Below are 18,860 nucleotides of genomic sequence, written 5' to 3'. Positions count from 1 at the left end.
AGAAAAAAGCCCTGAAACTGGCGTATATCCGATATTTCAGCTACTTTTGCAGCATGATTGAATTAGCAAAACATATTGAAGTCTTATTACTGGAGAATGATTGTGTCATTGTTCCGGGTTTGGGTGGATTTGTTGCCCATTACACCCCGGCAATGAGAGTGGCGAAAGAAAACATATTCTTGCCTCCCACCCGGATAATAGGTTTTAATTCTCAGCTAAAGATGAATGATGGTTTGCTGGTACAGTCTTACATGGCGGTATATGGCACCAATTTTTCGGATGCAACGAAAATCATTGATAAGGAAGTTAGCGAACTATTTGTTACGCTTCACGAAGAAGGCAAAGTCGATTTGGTCAATGTTGGCGAATTGCGATATTCCGTTCATGGTACCTACGACTTCGTACCTTATGATAATAAGATCACGACTCCTTATTTATATGGCTTGGATAGCTTTGAAATGCAAGAATTAACAGCTTTAGGGAAAACTACTCCCGAAAAGGTTGCTGCCTCCTTGCCTGCTATTAAAGAGGAAAAACGGAAGTTCGAAATAAAGATCAATTACTCTTATCTGTCTAATGCAGCAGCTATGATAGCGGTAATCGCTCTCTTTTTCTTCCTATCTGCTCCGATAGAAAATACGGAAGTGGTTGAAGGTAATTATGCACAGTTGCTACCCGGCGAACTTTTCGAGATAATTGAAAGCAAATCGCTCGCTATTACACCAATTATTGTTCGTCAAGCAGACGAGACTCCCAAAGGTTCGGCTCAATCCAAGCCTGCGCAATCTAAAAAGAAAACAATAACTCCTGTTGCCGTAAGAGAAGTAAAAGTGAGACAAACTAATGCTACGACCTCTACTCCTGCGGCTCAACCCAAGAATACAGAAGAGACTTCACAGCCTGCAACTACTCCGAAAGTAGAAACTAAAACAGTTTCTTCTAAACAATATCATATCATTATTGCCAGTGTCGGTACCGAAAAAGATGCTGAAACTATGGCTAAACAATTGATTGAAAAAGGTTTTTTCGGTGCAAAAGCTATTGTAGGTAATGGTAAGATGCGCGTCAGCATTGAATCTTGCGGTACAGAGGTAGAAGCATATCAGGCTTTGAATAAGATCCGCCAAAACGGAACATATGAGAATGCATGGGTGCTGAAAAATTAATTATTAATCTTCTTAATCCTGATGAAAAGAATCCGTTGTCCCAAATGTGAGAATTACTTAACGTTCGATGAAACCAAATACACCGAAGGACAGTCTTTGGTTTTTGTATGCGAACAGTGTAAGAAACAGTTCAGCATACGTTTGGGCAAGACAAAAATGAAAGTTCCTCAGAAAGAAGAACAACTGGACGAGACGGAATTCAAAGAAGCTTTTGGTAGCATTACGGTGATAGAGAATGTATTTGGCTTCAAACAAGTATTGCCGTTGGAAGAAGGTGATAATGTCATTGGACGTCGTTGTGTAGGAACAGTTATTAATGCTCCGATTGAAAGCTCTGACATGAGTATGGATCGCCGCCATTGCATAATCAACGTAAAGCGTAATAAGCAAGGCAGTTTAGTATACACTCTCCGCGATGCTCCCAGTTTGACGGGTACCTTCTTGAATAATGAAATTTTAGGAGATAAAGACCGTATACGCATTGAAGATGGTGCTATTGTTACCATTGGAGCAACTACTTTTATTCTGCGTGGTGCTGAATGAATCGATTTGTCAAGAGTAGATTTACGAAAGATTAACGGACGGGAGGTTAAAGCCTCCCGTTTTTGTTATCAGAACGTATGATGTGTTTCACCTGAACAGACCATCTGTTTACCTTAAACACATCATCCGTTTGCCCTGAACGCATCATCTGTTTTGCCACACCTCAACATCTGGAATACCGGGGCTTTTCGCCAAAATCACAGAGGTTTTCAGAGCAAATGCCAGCCATTTCACCTGCTAAGGTGTGGCATTTCGGGAGTTAAAGTGTGGCATTGGGGGAGCAAACATGCGGCATTTAAAATGAGAAGCCGTGAGGAGAAAAAAGAAACGGAGAAGCAATGCCCCTCCGTCTATCCTAATTTAAAATTGAAGTATCTATAAATTCACTTTACAAATATACAACATCACAAAAGCGATGTCAAGTGTTTCGGCAATTATTTCAATTGAATTCCATCAAATATTTCACAGTTGCTAACATGCCTTGAGATTGGATGGAATCTAAATCGGCTTTTACGGCAGCTGTAAGCCCCGGAACAGTATTCAAGTCTTCGCCCCAAATAGTGGTCGTGCCAAGAACACCTTCTGTGATCTTCTGAGTATCACCCGTTGCCCATAGATCTTTCAGTAATTGCATGATTTCCGGAGCATCGTTTGGTGTGATTTCCGTACCATCTTCACGAACACCACCCTTGTAGTACGTGATGATAGCTGCCAATCCAAGAACTAATCCTTTAGGCAGTTCACCCTTACGTTGCAAATAAGTCTTCAGACCGGGCAAATCGCGAGTTTGGTATTTTGGGAAAGAATTCAGCATGATACTAGTCACAGCATGGTCAACAAATGGATTATTGAAACGTTCCAATACATCTTCTGCAAACTTCTTCAGTTCATCCTTCGGCAAGTTTAGTGTTTCCATCAGCTCTTCGAACATCACTTTGTGGATATATTTGCCAATTACGGGATGTTGGCAAGCATCACGAACGATATTCACACCTGATAGATAGGCTACGGGAGACAATACGGTATGCGGACCGTTCAGGAGTGTTACTTTTCTTTCGTGATACGGGGCTTCGGAAGGTACAAACAATACGTTCAGACCGGCTTTATCAGCGGGGAATTCTTTAGCAACTTCCTGCGGAGCTTCAATAACCCACAAGTGGAATATCTCTGCTTGTACAACCAAGTTATCATCATATTGTAGTTTTTCTTTAATGGCAGCGATGTCTTTTCGTGGAAATCCCGGTACAATACGATCAACCAAAGTGGCGTAAACGCCACAGGCTTCTTCAAACCATGTTTTGAATTCATTACCCAATTGCCATAATTCGATATATTGGTAGATGGTTTCTTTCAGTTTATGTCCATTCAAGAAGATAAGTTCACAAGGGAAAATAATCAAACCTTTGGTTTTGTCGCCATGAAAGGTTTTGAAACGGTGATAAAGTAGCTGGGTGAGTTTTCCGGGATATGAGGAAGCGGGAGCATCTGTCAGTTTGCATGAAGGATCGAATGCAATTCCGGCTTCTGTTGTATTAGAAATCACAAAACGCATCTCAGGTTGTTCGGCAAGTTTCATGAATTCTGAGTTCTGGGAATAAGGATTCAGCGAACGGCTGATAACATCAATCATTGTCAAGCTGTTTGTCGTTTCACCCTTATCCAAGCCTTGCAGATTTACGTGATAGAGATTGTCTTGGGCATTCAGCATGTCTACCATACCTTTATCAATGGGCTGTACGACGACAACACTGCTATTGAAGTCAGTTTTTTGGTTCATGTTGTAGATAATCCAGTCAACAAATGCGCGCAGGAAATTCCCTTCACCGAACTGGATAATTCGCTCCGGACGTTGTGCTTTAGGAGCCGTTTCTTTGTTTAATGCTTTCATTTCAAAATGAGTTAAATGATTGATATGATTCTGGTTTATTCAAATTCAAAATAGAAGTCGATATTCTCTTTCATTAGAATGTCAATAGGCATGAACTTTACAGGGGTTACTGCTTTTTTGAATACTGTGTGATTGCATAAAGCTTTTACACCACAATATCCTTGCAGTCCCGGTCGCTGTCCGATAAGGTAATTTACTACGTCCTTTTGCAAATAATCCACATTCTTCTGCAAAAGGTCATACCCCACTAAACCTTCCATCCGTTTGCCTTTTTCATTCAAATAGTTTGCCACTTCATACACGCGTGAATTGAAAACAGCACCTAGCAGAGCTTGCGGATGGTCAGCAAAAAAACGGTCTAACAATAATTTATTACCTTCAGCATCTTCCTTTTGGAGGACAATATCATGAATTACCAAGTCGTCATGTTCGTCGGATAAGTATTGCATGAAGCCTTCCATGCGACGTTGCATCTGGATTTCAGCCGGACTGTTCTTTTGATTATTCAGAAATAGAATAACCTCCTGCCCTTTTTTATAGTATTGCATCAAAATCTTTGCAGCCATATAACCGCTAATCATTGAATCCTGACCGATATAGCACAACGGATGTGTTTGCTCTATGTTGAAATCAATAAATACATAAGGAATATGTTTTTCTTCCAGAGAAACAGTTAGTTGCATGGTTTCATCGCGAAAGTTGGGGGCTATTAGTACAGCATCTACCATCTCCTTTTGCACAGTAGCACAGGCCGCTTCGTATGAAGATTTATCGGCATGATGATAGTACAAATAATCTATGCCCACATTGAACGGGCGTAATTCCTGAGCTGCACGTTCAATGCCTTGTACCACTGAATGCCAATAGTCGTGCTCAACATAATAAGGAATAATACAAACTATGTGGTAACGCTTTTTAGCCGCCAAGCCTATGGCAAACATATTAGGTTGATAATCTATTTCATCGAGGACTTTCTTTACTTTCTCCATGCTGGCAGTAGAAACATCTCCGCGATTGTGCAATACGCGGTCTACAGTTCCGGCAGAAACACCAGCCATGCGTGCTATATCTTTAATAGTATAGTTATTGCTTTCCATCTTTTTTGTGATAAAGGTCCTGTGTTTTAATGCTTAAATATTATAAATATTTGCGGCAAAGATACGAATTCTTTTGTTTCTCCAAGTAAAATATCTACTTTTGTGTTCGATAACGGTTAATAAAAGAAAAAAGAATTATCAATCCTATTGCATTTAAAATCAGCACTATATAGATGCATTAAAAGAATAGTAATATTTATAGATACTTAAAACACAAGAAGATGAAAAACTTTATGGACGATAACTTTCTGTTGCAAACAGAAACTGCACAGAAGTTGTACCACGAACATGCGGCCAAAATGCCGATTATCGACTATCACTGTCACTTGAATCCTCAAATGGTAGCGGATGATTATCAGTTCAAATCTTTAACGGAAATTTGGCTGGGTGGTGACCATTATAAATGGCGTGCCATGCGTACCAATGGCGTGGACGAACGTTTCTGCACCGGCAAAGATACTACAGACTGGGAAAAGTTTGAGAAGTGGGCTGAAACCGTACCTTATACATTCCGTAACCCTCTGTATCACTGGACTCATCTGGAGTTGAAGACCGCCTTTGGTATCGATAAAATATTGAACCCGAAAACTGCTCGTGAGATATTTGATGAATGTAACGAGAAATTGAAACAGCCCGAATATTCTGCTCGTGGCATGATGCGCCGTTACCATGTGGAAGCTGTTTGTACTACAGATGATCCGATAGATTCCCTGGAATATCACATCAAAACTCGTGAAAGCGGTTTTGAAGTGAAAATGCTTCCAACCTGGCGTCCAGATAAAGCTATGGCTGTAGAAGTTCCTGCGGATTTCCGTGCATACATTGAAAAATTAGCAGAAGTGAGTGGCGTTACTATCTCTAATTTCGATGATATGATTGCTGCCTTGCGTAAGCGTCACGACTTCTTTGCTGCTCAAGGTTGTAAATTGTCCGACCACGGTATTGAAGAGTTCTATGCCGAAGATTATACGGATGCTGAAATCAAAGCTATTTTTAATAAGGTATATGGTGGTACTGCACTTAGTAAAGAAGAAATTCTGAAATTCAAGTCTGCCATGTTGGTGGTATTTGGTGAAATGGATTGGGAAAAGGGTTGGACGCAGCAATTCCACTACGGTGCAATCCGCAACAATAACAGTAAGATGTTCAAATTGATTGGTGCTGATACCGGTTTTGATTCTATCGGTGAGTTTTCTACTGCCAAAGCTTTGTCCAAGTTCCTCGATCATCTGAATTCCGAAGGTAAACTGACAAAAACTATTCTTTACAATTTGAACCCGTGTGCCAATGAAGTCATTGCTACGATGCTGGGTAACTTCCAGGATGGCACGGTTGCCGGAAAAATACAGTTCGGTTCAGGTTGGTGGTTCCTCGATCAGAAAGACGGTATGGAAAAGCAGATGAATGCACTCTCTGTACTTGGTCTGCTGAGCCGTTTTGTGGGTATGCTGACCGATTCTCGTTCTTTCCTCTCCTATCCGCGTCATGAATACTTCCGCCGTAACTTGTGTAACCTCGTAGGTCGTGATGTAGAAAACGGTGAGATCCCGTATAGCGAAATGGAACGTGTAAATCAGATGATTGAAGATATCAGCTATAATAATGCTAAGAACTTCTTCCAATTCTAAAAAAGATAGAACAAGATTTTACTAAAAAGCGAGGGGTGCAGCAATATAACTTTGCTGCGCCCCTCGCTTTTAATGACTGGTATAAAATGGGTATATACCTGTACATTCTTAATGATTAAAGTATAGTCAGAATCTCACTGATATTATCCAACATAATACAATTCGGATGATTTATTTTTCCTTCAAACTGCTCATGCGCCCATGTTATATGATGTGGGACATGGGCAGCACATCCACCAAGTTCCAATACAGGAAGAATATCCGATTTAGCAGAGTTACCTACCATCAGGAAGTTTTCTGACTTACAATCTAAATGGGCTAGTAGTTTCTGATAATCAGCACATTTCTTATCAGACATTATCTCTATATGGCAAAAATAGTCCTGCAACCCTGAACTGACAACTTTTCTCTTCTGATCAAACAGATCACCTTTGGTTGCCAATACCAGTTTATACTTTCCTTGAAGTTGCAAAAGCACCTCTTTTACGCCGTCTAATAGTGTAATGGGCCTTTGCAGAAGCTCCTGCCCATATCTTATAATCTCCTCAATACAATGTATTTCCACATTATGAGCTGAAACCCGACAGGCAGTCTCAATCATACTGAGCATCATACTTTTCAGCCCGTAACCATACATATACAGGTTTTTCATTTCTGTATTGAATAACTCTTCCGTTATTGAGGCAGCAGGCAAGTACTTACTCAGAAGCTTACAAAACTCTTGTTCAAACTCCTGGAAATAAAGTTCATTCTCCCAAAGTGTATCGTCTGCATCAAAAGCTACAAATTCTATTTTATCTTTCATACATTGCTCTTTTTTACTGTTATTTCATATCTTTGGTGCAAAGTTACGTCAGTATTTAATTACTTAAAAGGACAAATGTCCCAAAATAGCAAAATGTCACGAACAAATCTTCTACTTTTATCATTCATTGAAAAGGCATACAATGAAGATCCTAAAAAAGGAGTTACTCTGAAGGACTATTCTAAAGGGACTTTATTGTGTAAGCAAGATGAGCAACCATACAAAATAGCGATCGTCAGAAATGGATTTGCCAAATGCTTTTACAGTGAAGATAATGGCAAAGATTTTATATTAGAATTTCTAGGTAAAGGAGAAATTATAGGCGAAATAGAAGCACTACGCAATATAAAATGTTTATGCAATGTAGAAGCGGTTACCGATGTACAAGTGTATGTATTCTCCACCTCCTACTTCAAATCATTATTGGATAATAACCACCAATTCAGTCGAATATTACTTGAAGAATTGGCAGAACGTATTATTAATACCAGTTGCAGAGCGGCTCATCAGCAGCTATACACAATAAAATACGGTCTCTCTAAATTGCTTGACCTACAAGATAAACAAGGTATTAAATTATCCAAAACCGATATGGCTTCCTATTTAGGAATAGAAATCAGGAGTTTGAACAGATTTTTAAAAGAACTGGATCATTGATTGTTTTCATCATTTCATTTGAAACGTTTCAAATCTCTTTTTTCAAATGTCCATTCAGGTGTATATAGTTTACCACTATCTGTTTCAGCCTGTTCATACCAAGGAGAAAGTTTACTGTTCAAAGGATTTACAAGAATATGAATAAAGCCTCACCCCCGTTCAGAAAAGAACCAATTGTCCGGCACCAGAGGAAAGATCGCTCCTCGGCGGCAAACGCTTTGTTCCTCGGTAGCGAAGATCTTGTATCTTACAAGCTACTTATGTCCGAAAAGGTACTATGAATGAAATATATCCGCTTCGCTATTCCTCCGCTATTTCTCCGCTTATGAATACCCGCAAGCGGAGAAATAGCAGAGTTGTAGCGGAGAAGGTAAGGTGCAGGTATTCTCCGTGTCGATATGAATTAACTTTAGTGCGATTGCCCTGATTTTTTTTGTAGAAATATCAATATTGTAGAGATGAAATATATAGGCTATTTGCATCTTATGCTCTAAAACCGTATTTTTGCAATCATTTATCATTTAACACATAATAATTAATTTAGTAAAGGATGACTCAATCACCCCAAACTACCTCCAGAGGTTTTAGTAAAGCCTTTTGGGTAAGTAACACAGTAGAACTGTTTGAACGCATGGCATATTATGCCGTATTTATTGTCCTCACCATTTATCTTTCCAGTATTTTAGGTTTCAACGATTTTGAAGCGAGTATGATATCCGGTTTATTCTCGGGAGGACTCTATTTGTTGCCCATCTTTACCGGAGCGTATGCCGATAAAATAGGCTTCCGCAAATCAATGATGATTGCCTTCTCTTTGCTTTCCGTCGGATACCTGGGATTAGGACTACTCCCCACTCTGCTGGAAGCTGCAGGATTGGTACAATATGGAGAAACAACCCGTTTCACCGGACTGCCCAGCAGCAATGACCGCTGGATGATTGTACCTGTTCTATTTGTTCTCATGGTGGGCGGTTCGTTTATAAAATCTATTATTTCCGCATCAGTTGCTAAAGAAACTACGGAAGCTACCCGTGCACGTGGGTATTCCATCTTCTATATGATGGTGAATGTAGGTGCTTTCACCGGAAAAACCATCATTGACCCTTTGCGTAATGCCATTGGTGACCAAGCTTATATTTACATCAATTTCTTCTCAGGAACAATGACGATTTTAGCCTTGCTTGCTGTTATCTTTTTGTATAAATCGACCCATACAGCAGGCGAAGGAAAAAGTATGCGCGAAATCGGGCAAGGCTTTCTCCGTATCATTACAAATTGGCGTTTGTTGATTCTAATTCTGATTGTAACAGGCTTTTGGATGGTGCAGCAACAATTGTACGCCACTATGCCCAAATATGTTATACGTATGGCAGGTGAAACTGCAAAGCCGGGCTGGATAGCCAACGTTAATCCGTTCGTTGTTGTCTGCTTGGTAAGCCTTATCACTAAATGGATGGCTAAACGCACGGCCATTACTTCCATGAATATTGGAATGTTCCTGATTCCGATTTCGGCCTTGCTGATGGCATGCGGGAATCTGCTGGGTAATGATCTGATAACCGGCATGAGTAACATTACATTAATGATGGTGCTGGGCATTGTAGTGCAAGCACTGGCCGAATGCTTCATTTCTCCCCGTTATCTGGAATATTTCTCTTTCCAAGCTCCCAAAGGAGAAGAAGGCATGTATCTTGGTTTCAGCCATCTCCACTCCTTTTTGTCCTCCATTTTCGGGTTCGGTATAGCTGGTGTATTGCTTACTAAATATTGCCCGGATCCAGCCTTGTTCGACACACGTGAAGCATGGGAAGCAGCCAGTGTTAATGCACATTACATCTGGTATTACTTCGCTGGTATCGGGCTAATTGCAGCTATTGCTTTATTGATTTTTGCTAAAACAACCGAATTCATCGACAAAAAGAAGAAAGCATAAGACCGTATATTGCATATTTTATGTATATTTGCGACCCAATGCGAAGATAGGTTGCACTATCTTTGCCGTCACTTTGTTTAAAAGTGGCGGCTTTGTGTAATTAAGGAAATCAAGATGAAAGTAAAATTTATAAGCCTTGCAAGCGGAAGTAGTGGCAACTGCTATTATATAGGAACGGAAAAATACGGAATACTCATTGATGCCGGTATTGCAGTGCGCACTATTAAGAAAGGACTGAAAGATGTTGGCGTCAATATAGAAATGATACGTGCCGTGTTTGTTACCCACGACCATGCAGACCATATAAAGGCTGTAGGTGGATTGGGCGAGAAGCTAAATATACCTATCTATACCACTGCCCGAATCCACGAAGGAATCAATAAAAGCTATTGTATGACAGAAAAGTTATACACTTCTGTTCGTTACCTGGAAAAGCAGCAAGCAATGCAGTTGGAAGACTTTCGTATCGAATCTTTTGAGGTACCTCATGACGGTACCGATAACGTAGGATATTGTATCGAAATAGATGGAAAGGTATTTTCTTTCCTCACCGACCTTGGTGAAATCACTCCAACCGCTGCCGAATATATTTGCAAAGCAAACTATTTGATTCTCGAAGCAAATTATGATGAGGAAATGTTACGTATGGGCACTTATCCTCAATATCTAAAAGAACGTATCATCAGCCGCACCGGACATATGAGTAATATTGCTACTGCGGAGTTTTTAGCTGATAACGTTACGGAGCATCTGCAATATATTTGGCTTTGTCATTTAAGCAAAGACAATAACCATCCTGAACTGGCATATAAAACTGTTGAATGGAAATTGAGGGAGAAAGGTATCATTGTAGGTAAAGATCTACAGTTATGCGCATTAAAGCGTACCACTCCTTCTGATTTATATGAATTTGAATAAAAAAGCCGATTTCATCGAAAAAATACAGTCTTTTGTTTGGCTGGATAAATAAAAAGGACTACTTTTGCACCCGCAAACAAGAAACAGTATGCACTCTTAGCTCAGCTGGTAGAGCAATTGACTCTTAATCAATGGGTCCAGGGTTCGAGTCCCTGAGGGTGTACCAAAGGAAGAGTGATACAGGTCGCTCTTTTTTGATTACAGAACTGCATTACAATAAATATTTTAGATACAAATATTTGCAGTTTTCACAAAAAAGCGTACCTTTGCACCGCAATTAAGGATGGTTCCGTAGCTCAGCTGGATAGAGCAACGCCCTTCTAAGGCGTGGGTCTTGCGTTCGAATCGCAACGGAATCACATAAAGAAACCGCAAATAGCTAACAATAAAGCTTTTTGCGGTTTTCTTATATAAGTATCAGAGATGATGTAGTATCCAAAAAGAATTCAGGCAACACAAATAAGCATGATAAGAATTAGCTCTTCCTGCAAAATCAATTGGTTATTTTAAACCAACTTACTTTTTGACTGTTATTAGGATTTATAACCTAATTCAGAATTAGCAATGAAGAGATTTTCTATTTTTATTTGTGTTTTACTACTATTAGCAGGATGTGCAAAGAATGAGACTTATATCTATGGTTGGTCACCAGATAATGATCCGGGCAAGGATAATCCTGAAGAAGAGAATGTACTTATTTCTTTTTCAGCATCACTGGAAAGCCGTCATATGACACGTGCTATGTCTCCTATGCCCAAAGGAGTAATAAGCCAGGTCTATTCTTTCAAGGCTACGGATACCAGGCTTAATGATCCTTTTGCCGATGGTTATTATATAACATCTTCAGTAGGAATGCTTACCGGAGTAAAAGGCTACAAAATGTATTTAAACAATGGTATTTATGATATGTATGCACTTTCAAGCAATTCACTGGTCGCCCCTCCTGAAATTAATAATGGAGAGACAGAACCATTAAAGAATGGTATAGATTATCTATGGTGGGAAAACCTTGATCAAGATGTTATTACTTCGCAAGTACATATTCCTATTGTCTTTCAACATGTATCCACTCAAGTCGTTATTGAAGTATCTGCCGGAGATAATTTGAAACTGGATAGTTTGATTTCAGCTACCATTCTGCCACCGACTCCAGGTGCCAGCCTTCATTTACAAATAGGTATTATTGATCCCGCTCGTACCTACGATAAAACGCCTTTTAGTATGGGAATTAATAAATTCCTGGCTCAAGCTATCATATTACCGATTACAAGCGATGATCCAATGCCATTGACTTTGAAAATTCTGGCAAATGGAGAAACTGTACCCAGAACTTATACTGCAAACATTCCGATACACGGCAAACTAGCCGGAGGTTTCTCATACGTTTTCAGTGCTGTTATTGATGGAAATACAATATCATTTTCAGATGCCAGCATTAAAGACTGGATAGATGTAGATGAAACTGGAAATCCGATATATCCAAACCAGTAATAGTCCTATAAGCCCAATGGCAAGCCACTTACATACCAAAGTATAAACAATGCCGTCCAAGCAACGAGAATTACCAAAGTATACCTCCAAGTGTATTTAAATAGTGAGCCGTATGTGGTCTGTTTATCGTATTGCTGCATATACGTCAACACCAATGGCATATAGAACATAAAAGGAGTTATGGCATTCGTCGCACTATCACCTATGCGGAAGGCACACTGAGTGATATCCGGCGAAATGCCCATATTTGCCAGTACCGGTACAAAGATAAAGGACATAAAAGTCCACTTAGCCGTGGCAGAAACCATAATCAGATTGACAAGTGCCGAGAATATAATAAATAGAATCAGTGTCCACAAGCTGCCTAAATGGACTGATGAAAGCATATCCGCTCCCATTATTGCCAAGCACTTATTCAAGCGGGAATATTCAAAGCATGCAAACAATTGCGATGCAAAAAAAGCTATTACAAAATAAACTCCCAGCAAGTTCATCGGTTGCGTGAATCCTTCAATCACATCTCCGTCTTTACGGTAACGTCCCGAAGCGAAACCATATACCATTCCCATTAATCCGATGCCGAAAGACAGTATAAACAAAATTCCAATGATGAAAGGAGAACGAATCAGACTTCCATTAACCCCTCGCAATATGCCCCACGATGAAAAAGTAGCCCACAGAATAACAGCCATATAAATCGCTCCTACTATGACCGCACTCAGCATTGCTCTACGCTCCTTGCGTGATAATTGCTTATAACCGTCGAAACTAACATTTCCCGCATACTCCCCCAGCATGGGCAATAAACTCTTACGGGTAATATAATAGACAATGACTGCCAGAATGAAAGTAGAAACCGCGAAAAAATAGTAGTTACACAATGGCCCTGTTTGTACAGGAGTAATATTAGCCATATCTGCGGCTTCTTGGGTCATAGCAGATAACATGGGGTCTAGTGTACTCAAAAATATATTGGCACTATATCCACAAGCAGTAGAGACGTATGAAGTGATAATGCCCCCAATAGGATGCAATCCCACAGATTGGAACAAAGTAGCAGCTATAGGTATCATAATAACATAGCCCACATCCCCTATCACGTTAGATAATAGTCCTGATATAATTACCCAAAGAATAATACGCCATTGATCACGATGCTTTCTCACCCCCCTACGAATACAAGCATCAATAAAACCGGAATGCTGGGCTACCCCTATGCCAAACATAGCCACAATAACCAATCCCAACGGTGCAAAACCAGTAAAATTGGTTATTACATGACGTAACAGCCAGCGGATACCTTCCGGACTTAACAAGCTTTGTACGTGTATCGCCTCCCCTGTGTCAGGCTGAATCACACTGATTCCATAGATATCAAATATCCATGATAAAAAGATGACTGCCAGCGTTAACAGGAAGAACATCGTTGCAGGATGCGGCATGTGCCATTTATTCCTCATAGTACCTTACTTAACGAAAGATTTATTCTTCGTCAGCTTCCAGATTATCAATATCTAAAACACGGAGTTCCAATGCCCGAACTGCCAAACGCGTGGCATTCACTCCTACCCGTTCGCTGGCAGGGAAAAGACGACCGACCAAATCATTCTGGCGTTTCTCCAAAGATTTTACTCCAAAGGGCATTCCCTTTAAATTGGCTATCATTTCTTTAGTATAGCCTAAAGCTAAATGACGAAGAAAACGCTCATCATACTCATCAATATCGTAACTAATGATAGCTTCCTGACGCTTGGCGTCATTCAGCACAGACTTACGGAAACGTTCTACTATTTTTTCCAGGATCGGGTAATTGAAAACAAGTTTTTTCCCATCCATAACAGCTTGTACATCTGTTTTCGTCAAGAGTTCTCCTGTTTTCAAGATAATTCCGTCGGCACCGGCATCAAGAACATCGACCCATAACTTTTCATTCAAAATCTCGCCGGTGAATATAAGGACATGAACACCGGGATAACGTTTGAATATATTACGGCAGATATCCACACCTATTGTTGTAGAACCACCCAGACCTAAATCAAGCAAAACTAAATCAGGGACATTCGCTTCAATCAAGGGCCAGAATTCCTTTTCCGTCATGGCAGTGCCAATCACTTCGGCATCGAGTATTTCATGACGAAAGATCTCTTCTGTACCTTTCAATTCCAATTTGACATCTTCAACGATGATAACTTTAAATTTATTTCCTTCCATATTATGTATATAATCCTATTTAGAAACAACCTGAAATATAAAGTATTCTGCACATATATCTGCTTGATGCAACGCACTTATCTGTGTAAGCTTACGCACTTATCTGCATACGGTCACGCAGCTATCTGCGTAAAAAAGCGCTTTTCTATATCTACCGGCCACGTCGGGGTATAGTAAAATAAACCGTATAACCACCATTTTCACCCGGTTCTGCATTGATACGGCAACCACGGCGTCCGGCAAACTCATCGTGGTCGCGGATGATTTGTTTGCAAACTAAATATTCCGTTCCATGTAATTTACCTTTCTCACCGGCGGTCATACGTGTCAGATTCGGATAAAATAGTTGATTCAATTCTTCACGCGATTTCTCCCGACGCATATCCGTAAATAGAAAACGTACATATTCTCCATCTACTGCACCATGCAATGAGATTTCTCCGTCAATGGGCACTGAAAGTGCTTCATCAATCAAGTTCTCCAAAAGGAAATGCAACTGGTTCTTGTCTCCGATAACATTCTCATTCAGGATTCCGGTTTCAAAGGTAATAGAGTTCGCATTACCTTTATTTACTTTACGGAAATATTTCTCAGCGGCATTCATAAGATCCGAAACCGGTATAACAGAACGCCTGAATGTTACTTCTTCCAACTGACGGGAAGCACAGGAACTGAGGATGGTAAAGATACCTTTATAATATTCAATAAGTTCTCCGATTGCTGCAATATTTTCATACTCCTCCATCTCAGTTAATTGACCTGAACGTAATTTGCCAATCAATTGCTTTATCTTGTTGGGATAATAAATGGTTTCATGTTTAATGGTTGAAAGACAATTATCCAATACCATATTCTGCACATGTAGCAAACTATCTTCCCAAGAAGCGCGACGGGTTTCATCCTGTGCTGTTTCAATGTCCCTGTATTTAGTAGCCAGTTTCACTACCGAATTAAATATAACGATGGCAACATAACGGGCAATCAGTTCCAAAAGCAAATGATCACTCTCCCGTTCAGTCCCCTCCCGACGTTCCAAGCATAGTACACCGATGCAACGGGAAACTCCACCGGCTTCTATAATAAGCGGTAGTACCTGCATGCTCTTTTCCGTCAGATACGTTTGTTCTTCAAAACATTGATGTATCTTGTCTTTCCAAAGTATATCTTCTTGTGCTTCCGGGGGATTGGATGTAAACTCAAGTCGATGAGCCGTTTCGTTATATACAGCTATTCCCAATCTGTCAATACTTAATAATTCATTTACCGCCTCAAATGCAGCATTCACTATTTGCTTCGGGATTTCTTTTAAGGTGCTTTCTTCACGTTGCAACATCTCATCTGTTTCGGGTGTTGATAGTAATGAAGTTGCGAAAACCTGCTTATTAATTTCTAAAACCTGCTCCAAATTCCATCGGTTCACCATCCGCTTACGGAAATAAAGAATATAGTACCCCAACAACAACGCAAATAACAGAGCAGCTCCTAAGATAACTCCCACCATTTTATTGTTAGTGGAGCGTTCCAATTGACGGCAATAATTCTCCAAGGACTGATCTTCCCCCAACAATTTATACAAAGAAGCGTATGCCGTATTATTATAACTGTAATTATCCCACTGTTTCAAAGCAAGAAATGCCACGGCTGCTTCATTACGGACATCCAGAATTACATGAAAATCCGAATTAAACATTTCATTCCACCATGCTAGTTCCGCAGATTGTCCGTCACCCGTTAATGTCATATAATGATGTGAAACTTGGGCATATTTTCCATAATGAGCATTCAAATAATAGATGGCAGAATCCGCATATTGCAAAGCTTGCTCATAATTTCCATCTATATTGGAATAATAAGCGTTGTTAGCAAAATCGGAAGCGATGTCTAATAAAGTCTCATATTCATTTTCTACAGCCAATGTTATGGAATCAGATGCGGTCTTATCCGAAACACTCTCCACATCTCTGCCGCAAGATGACAACCCCAAAGATAAACACAGTATCAACACAGTAAGAGTTTTGCGTATCCCCGTCGGCAACCGGAAATAGAAACGGCTACCTTTCCCTAAGGTACTTTCTACATTGAAAAGACAAACTCTAAAAAGTTCATTGGTCTTTCGGTATTTCTCAATAATACCTTTGCAGTTCATTAGTCCGAAGCCACTACCTTTATTTTTCCATAGTTCATCCCGATCCGGAGCGTCACTCATACCAATAGCTTTGGAGTCATATACTTTTTCACCAACGATGCACGAAACATCTTCAGGGGATAATCCGCAACCATTATCTTCTACAGAGATTTCCACATAGTCAGCTTCTTGACGAGCATAAACTTTCACTGTTCCTGCCTGAGGAGTATATTTGCGTGCATTCTCCGCTAATGTATTAATCATGAAAAGAGTCAAAGCTTTATCTGCTTTTACGTATGCATTAGTTGGAACCACATCCAGTTGTTGCTGCTTCATCTGAAAAGCCCGGTTACCTTTCCGTATCAGTTCAAAAAGTTCATTCAGTTCAAAGTTCTCGATATTCAAACTCAATGAACCTTGTTTCATTTTTATCCATAAGGCAAGAATATCGTTATACTCATTGATCGTGGTTACTAATTCGTCGATATATTGATACTTTTCATTTTTGATATTTTCGTCATTGATAAAGCCTTTCTGCGTTAACTTATGCACCTCATTAATGATACGGTCAATATACGGATGGATGCCATTGACGATAGACATACATGCTTTTTTAATCAAATTCTGCCGTTTATTTCCGGCTATATGTTGCTCGTAGATATATCGTTGCTTCTCCAATCTCTTGCGTTCGTCTCCCAAAGATATTGAAGTCATGCCATTGTCCAAAGCCCATTGTATATAGGGAGTTATCACCTTCACCATGGCCTGTTCATCCTTACTTAAACGCTTTGGAAATACAAGCTGCCCATTTTCTATATGAATATCACTCACCCCAAATAATTCCTCTATTTCCGGGGCTACGACCGATTGAATAGCTTCGATTACTTCTTCTTCCGTTTGAGCATCAGCCGGAATGGATGCAGTTATCTTCTGGCAAATATCCAGCATTTGTTGCAAACGCAGCAAATGCAATTTGTTTTTCACTTTTGAACGCTTATTGAAGAACCAAAAGAATAAAAGCACCCCAATAAAGCCTATAATAATAAAGAATAGTAATACATTCAACTGCCTTGCTTCATTCTCCAATGCCGTATACCGACTCTCCAATTCTTTGTCCTGACGGGTATCCTCCAGAATATCCAAATATATGTTACGGTTGTAATCAGACTTTTCTTTCATCTCCAAGCCTGCATACGATACGCTCAACTGTTCGCGAATACGTGAAATCCATTCGGGTACTGTCTTCAATTTATGCTCTATCCATGCTTTTTCAGCATAAATCGTATCCCGATTATCGTATGCTTTCAGCCAATCCAGGCTATCGTGGCAATTATAATAGAGGCGATGATGGTCGTTTACACACTCCAATGCTGTTTTCAGCGTATCTAGTGCTTCTTCATACCTGCCATGCGAATTCAGATATTTCCCGATAGAAACGTATGCTCCCGCAATCTGATATAAATCATTGTATTGCCGGAATTTCTGTAAAGCCAACTGCCCCAACCGCATAGGAAGTAAAGAATCGACCGGAACACCCAACTGCTTCAAGGCATGGGATCGACGATTCTGAAAGAACTCATAATTATCCGGTGCTGCCATTAGATTGGCAAGTCCCTGTACCCCATTTCCCTCAAAATAAGGATAACCTTTCCGTGAAGCCAGAAGCCACGTCGTATAAAGCTCATCGAACTCACATAAACGTTGTTCGTCCAAGGTTTCACCTTCGCACAATGCAGCAGAACCTTTTATATAATGATAGTATAACAGTTGATTGGTATCTGTCGCCAATTCATCGTTTTCGGATACCTCATTGATGCACGCCATAGCTTCAGGACGCTGCTGCAAATAGTAATAGTAAACGGCAGAAACAATATTGAATTCAGAACGTGCATAGTTCAAACGCATCAATTCATGCTTATCTACAAATAGGTTTTTATCTTCGGCTATTCGTTTCATACGGCGCAGCGCACTATTACGGTAGTCATAAAATTCCTTATTCAGAGCAGTACGCTGATATATTTTCATCAGACCTATATCGGCAATAAGCAGTTCCAGTTCATTCTTGGTCAAGCCATAAACTTCCTGATGGTACTTCACTGCTTGTTCAAAATCCATCCGCATAAAAGCACAAAATCCAAGGTTGTTGCATGCTTCCGCTTTGCCTTGTCTATAGAGGCTTACTTCACGATAAGCCCGCGAAGCTGCATGACAGGATGAATCCAGATCCTTATAACGATAAGTGTAAGCTACTTGATTCAATGAATCAATCAGGCGCACTTCTTTCGTAGGAGCAGTGCCCACACACGAAACCATTGCTGTACAAAGACACAGCAAACTTACCGACCAGATTGAAGAAAGCCGTTTCATAAAGCAAAACTACAAATAAATCCGGGAAAGA

General features: G+C 40.1%; 13 protein-coding genes, 2 tRNA genes and 1 pseudogene. 9 read left to right on the top strand and 7 right to left on the bottom strand.

Annotated elements, in window-relative coordinates:
* Nucleotides 1–53 precede the first annotated feature (53 nt).
* Both Q1W14_RS16060 and Q1W14_RS16055 read left to right on the top strand, forming a co-directional pair.
* Nucleotides 54–1,166 carry an SPOR domain-containing protein gene (locus tag Q1W14_RS16060; protein WP_300703198.1) on the top strand — a complete coding sequence of 371 codons (1,113 nt, stop codon included), beginning with the start codon at nt 54–56 and terminating at the stop codon, nt 1,164–1,166.
* A gap of 21 nt (nt 1,167–1,187) precedes the next feature.
* On the top strand, nt 1,188–1,709 hold the full coding sequence (locus tag Q1W14_RS16055) for an FHA domain-containing protein (RefSeq protein WP_300703196.1): 522 nt from the start codon (nt 1,188–1,190) through the stop codon (nt 1,707–1,709).
* A gap of 439 nt (nt 1,710–2,148) precedes the next feature.
* On the opposite strand, the gene Q1W14_RS16050 is transcribed toward Q1W14_RS16055, so the two are convergent.
* Nucleotides 2,149–3,597: a tagaturonate reductase gene (locus Q1W14_RS16050; RefSeq protein ID WP_300703193.1), complete on the bottom strand. Its 1,449-nt coding sequence runs from the start codon at nt 3,595–3,597 to the stop codon at nt 2,149–2,151.
* Nucleotides 3,598–3,632: 35 nt separating this feature from the next.
* Nucleotides 3,633–4,694 carry a substrate-binding domain-containing protein gene (locus tag Q1W14_RS16045; RefSeq protein ID WP_300703191.1) on the bottom strand — a complete coding sequence of 354 codons (1,062 nt, stop codon included), beginning with the start codon at nt 4,692–4,694 and terminating at the stop codon, nt 3,633–3,635.
* A gap of 221 nt (nt 4,695–4,915) precedes the next feature.
* Here Q1W14_RS16045 and uxaC point away from each other — a divergent pair, with 221 nt between their 5' ends.
* The gene (uxaC, locus tag Q1W14_RS16040; protein WP_300703189.1) at nt 4,916–6,322 is read left to right on the top strand and encodes a glucuronate isomerase; all 1,407 of its coding nucleotides are present in this window, start codon (nt 4,916–4,918) and stop codon (nt 6,320–6,322) included.
* Between the two features lie 115 nt (nt 6,323–6,437).
* On the opposite strand, the gene Q1W14_RS16035 is transcribed toward uxaC, so the two are convergent.
* Complete coding sequence (locus tag Q1W14_RS16035; RefSeq protein WP_300703187.1) at nt 6,438–7,127, bottom strand: HAD family hydrolase; 690 nt, start codon at nt 7,125–7,127, stop codon at nt 6,438–6,440.
* Between the two features lie 93 nt (nt 7,128–7,220).
* On the opposite strand from Q1W14_RS16035, the gene Q1W14_RS16030 reads away from it, so the two are divergent.
* The gene (locus tag Q1W14_RS16030; protein WP_300703186.1) at nt 7,221–7,784 is read left to right on the top strand and encodes a Crp/Fnr family transcriptional regulator; all 564 of its coding nucleotides are present in this window, start codon (nt 7,221–7,223) and stop codon (nt 7,782–7,784) included.
* Between the two features lie 14 nt (nt 7,785–7,798).
* Here Q1W14_RS16030 and Q1W14_RS16025 read toward each other — a convergent pair.
* Nucleotides 7,799–7,927 (bottom strand): annotated as a pseudogene (locus tag Q1W14_RS16025) (DUF4846 domain-containing protein); the annotation flags it as partial.
* A gap of 407 nt (nt 7,928–8,334) precedes the next feature.
* Between Q1W14_RS16025 and Q1W14_RS16020 the strand changes: the two are divergent.
* From Q1W14_RS16020 to Q1W14_RS16000, 5 genes are all read left to right on the top strand, one after another.
* Nucleotides 8,335–9,717, top strand: a complete 1,383-nt coding sequence (locus Q1W14_RS16020) for a peptide MFS transporter (RefSeq protein WP_300703184.1) — start codon at nt 8,335–8,337, stop codon at nt 9,715–9,717.
* A gap of 114 nt (nt 9,718–9,831) precedes the next feature.
* Nucleotides 9,832–10,635, top strand: a complete 804-nt coding sequence (locus Q1W14_RS16015; protein WP_300703182.1) for an MBL fold metallo-hydrolase — start codon at nt 9,832–9,834, stop codon at nt 10,633–10,635.
* 90 nt (nt 10,636–10,725) lie between these two features.
* Nucleotides 10,726–10,801, top strand: a tRNA-Lys gene (locus Q1W14_RS16010).
* Nucleotides 10,802–10,920: 119 nt separating this feature from the next.
* A tRNA-Arg gene (locus tag Q1W14_RS16005) sits at nt 10,921–10,994 on the top strand.
* A 205-nt stretch (nt 10,995–11,199) separates the two neighbouring features.
* Nucleotides 11,200–12,126: a fimbrillin family protein gene (locus tag Q1W14_RS16000; protein WP_300703180.1), complete on the top strand. Its 927-nt coding sequence runs from the start codon at nt 11,200–11,202 to the stop codon at nt 12,124–12,126.
* A 5-nt stretch (nt 12,127–12,131) separates the two neighbouring features.
* Here Q1W14_RS16000 and Q1W14_RS15995 read toward each other — a convergent pair whose 3' ends face one another.
* From Q1W14_RS15995 to Q1W14_RS15985, 3 genes are all read right to left on the bottom strand, one after another.
* The gene (locus Q1W14_RS15995; RefSeq protein ID WP_300703178.1) at nt 12,132–13,586 is read right to left on the bottom strand and encodes an AbgT family transporter; all 1,455 of its coding nucleotides are present in this window, start codon (nt 13,584–13,586) and stop codon (nt 12,132–12,134) included.
* 22 nt (nt 13,587–13,608) lie between these two features.
* Nucleotides 13,609–14,337 (bottom strand): DUF5932 domain-containing protein, encoded by a 729-nt coding sequence (locus tag Q1W14_RS15990; protein ID WP_300703176.1) that lies wholly within the window; start codon nt 14,335–14,337, stop codon nt 13,609–13,611.
* A gap of 151 nt (nt 14,338–14,488) precedes the next feature.
* Nucleotides 14,489–18,775 carry a DUF5113 domain-containing protein gene (locus tag Q1W14_RS15985; RefSeq protein ID WP_300703261.1) on the bottom strand — a complete coding sequence of 1,429 codons (4,287 nt, stop codon included), beginning with the start codon at nt 18,773–18,775 and terminating at the stop codon, nt 14,489–14,491.
* Nucleotides 18,776–18,860 lie beyond the last annotated feature (85 nt).

Origin of the sequence: Bacteroides sp., assembly GCF_030151085.1 — a bacterium.
GTDB lineage: Bacteria > Bacteroidota > Bacteroidia > Bacteroidales > Bacteroidaceae > Bacteroides.
Note: the sequence above shows the minus strand (reverse complement) of the source record. Positions and strands in the feature narration are given on the sequence as shown.

Bases quoted from the DNA above. Each gene is read 5' to 3' on its own strand.
- Q1W14_RS15985 (WP_300703261.1), bottom strand. From the start codon at position 18,775: ATGGTTTCGTGTGTGGGCACTGCTCCTACGAAAGAAGTGCGCCTGATT.
- Q1W14_RS16045 (WP_300703191.1), bottom strand. From the start codon at position 4,694: ATGGAAAGCAATAACTATACTATTAAAGATATAGCACGCATGGCTGGT.
- uxaC (WP_300703189.1), top strand. From the start codon at position 4,916: ATGAAAAACTTTATGGACGATAACTTTCTGTTGCAAACAGAAACTGCA.
- Q1W14_RS16050 (WP_300703193.1), bottom strand. From the start codon at position 3,597: ATGAAAGCATTAAACAAAGAAACGGCTCCTAAAGCACAACGTCCGGAG.
- Q1W14_RS16030 (WP_300703186.1), top strand. From the start codon at position 7,221: ATGTCACGAACAAATCTTCTACTTTTATCATTCATTGAAAAGGCATAC.
- Q1W14_RS15995 (WP_300703178.1), bottom strand. From the start codon at position 13,586: ATGAGGAATAAATGGCACATGCCGCATCCTGCAACGATGTTCTTCCTG.
- Q1W14_RS16060 (WP_300703198.1), top strand. From the start codon at position 54: ATGATTGAATTAGCAAAACATATTGAAGTCTTATTACTGGAGAATGAT.
- Q1W14_RS16055 (WP_300703196.1), top strand. From the start codon at position 1,188: ATGAAAAGAATCCGTTGTCCCAAATGTGAGAATTACTTAACGTTCGAT.
- Q1W14_RS16000 (WP_300703180.1), top strand. From the start codon at position 11,200: ATGAAGAGATTTTCTATTTTTATTTGTGTTTTACTACTATTAGCAGGA.
- Q1W14_RS15990 (WP_300703176.1), bottom strand. From the start codon at position 14,337: ATGGAAGGAAATAAATTTAAAGTTATCATCGTTGAAGATGTCAAATTG.
- Q1W14_RS16015 (WP_300703182.1), top strand. From the start codon at position 9,832: ATGAAAGTAAAATTTATAAGCCTTGCAAGCGGAAGTAGTGGCAACTGC.
- Q1W14_RS16035 (WP_300703187.1), bottom strand. From the start codon at position 7,127: ATGAAAGATAAAATAGAATTTGTAGCTTTTGATGCAGACGATACACTT.
- Q1W14_RS16020 (WP_300703184.1), top strand. From the start codon at position 8,335: ATGACTCAATCACCCCAAACTACCTCCAGAGGTTTTAGTAAAGCCTTT.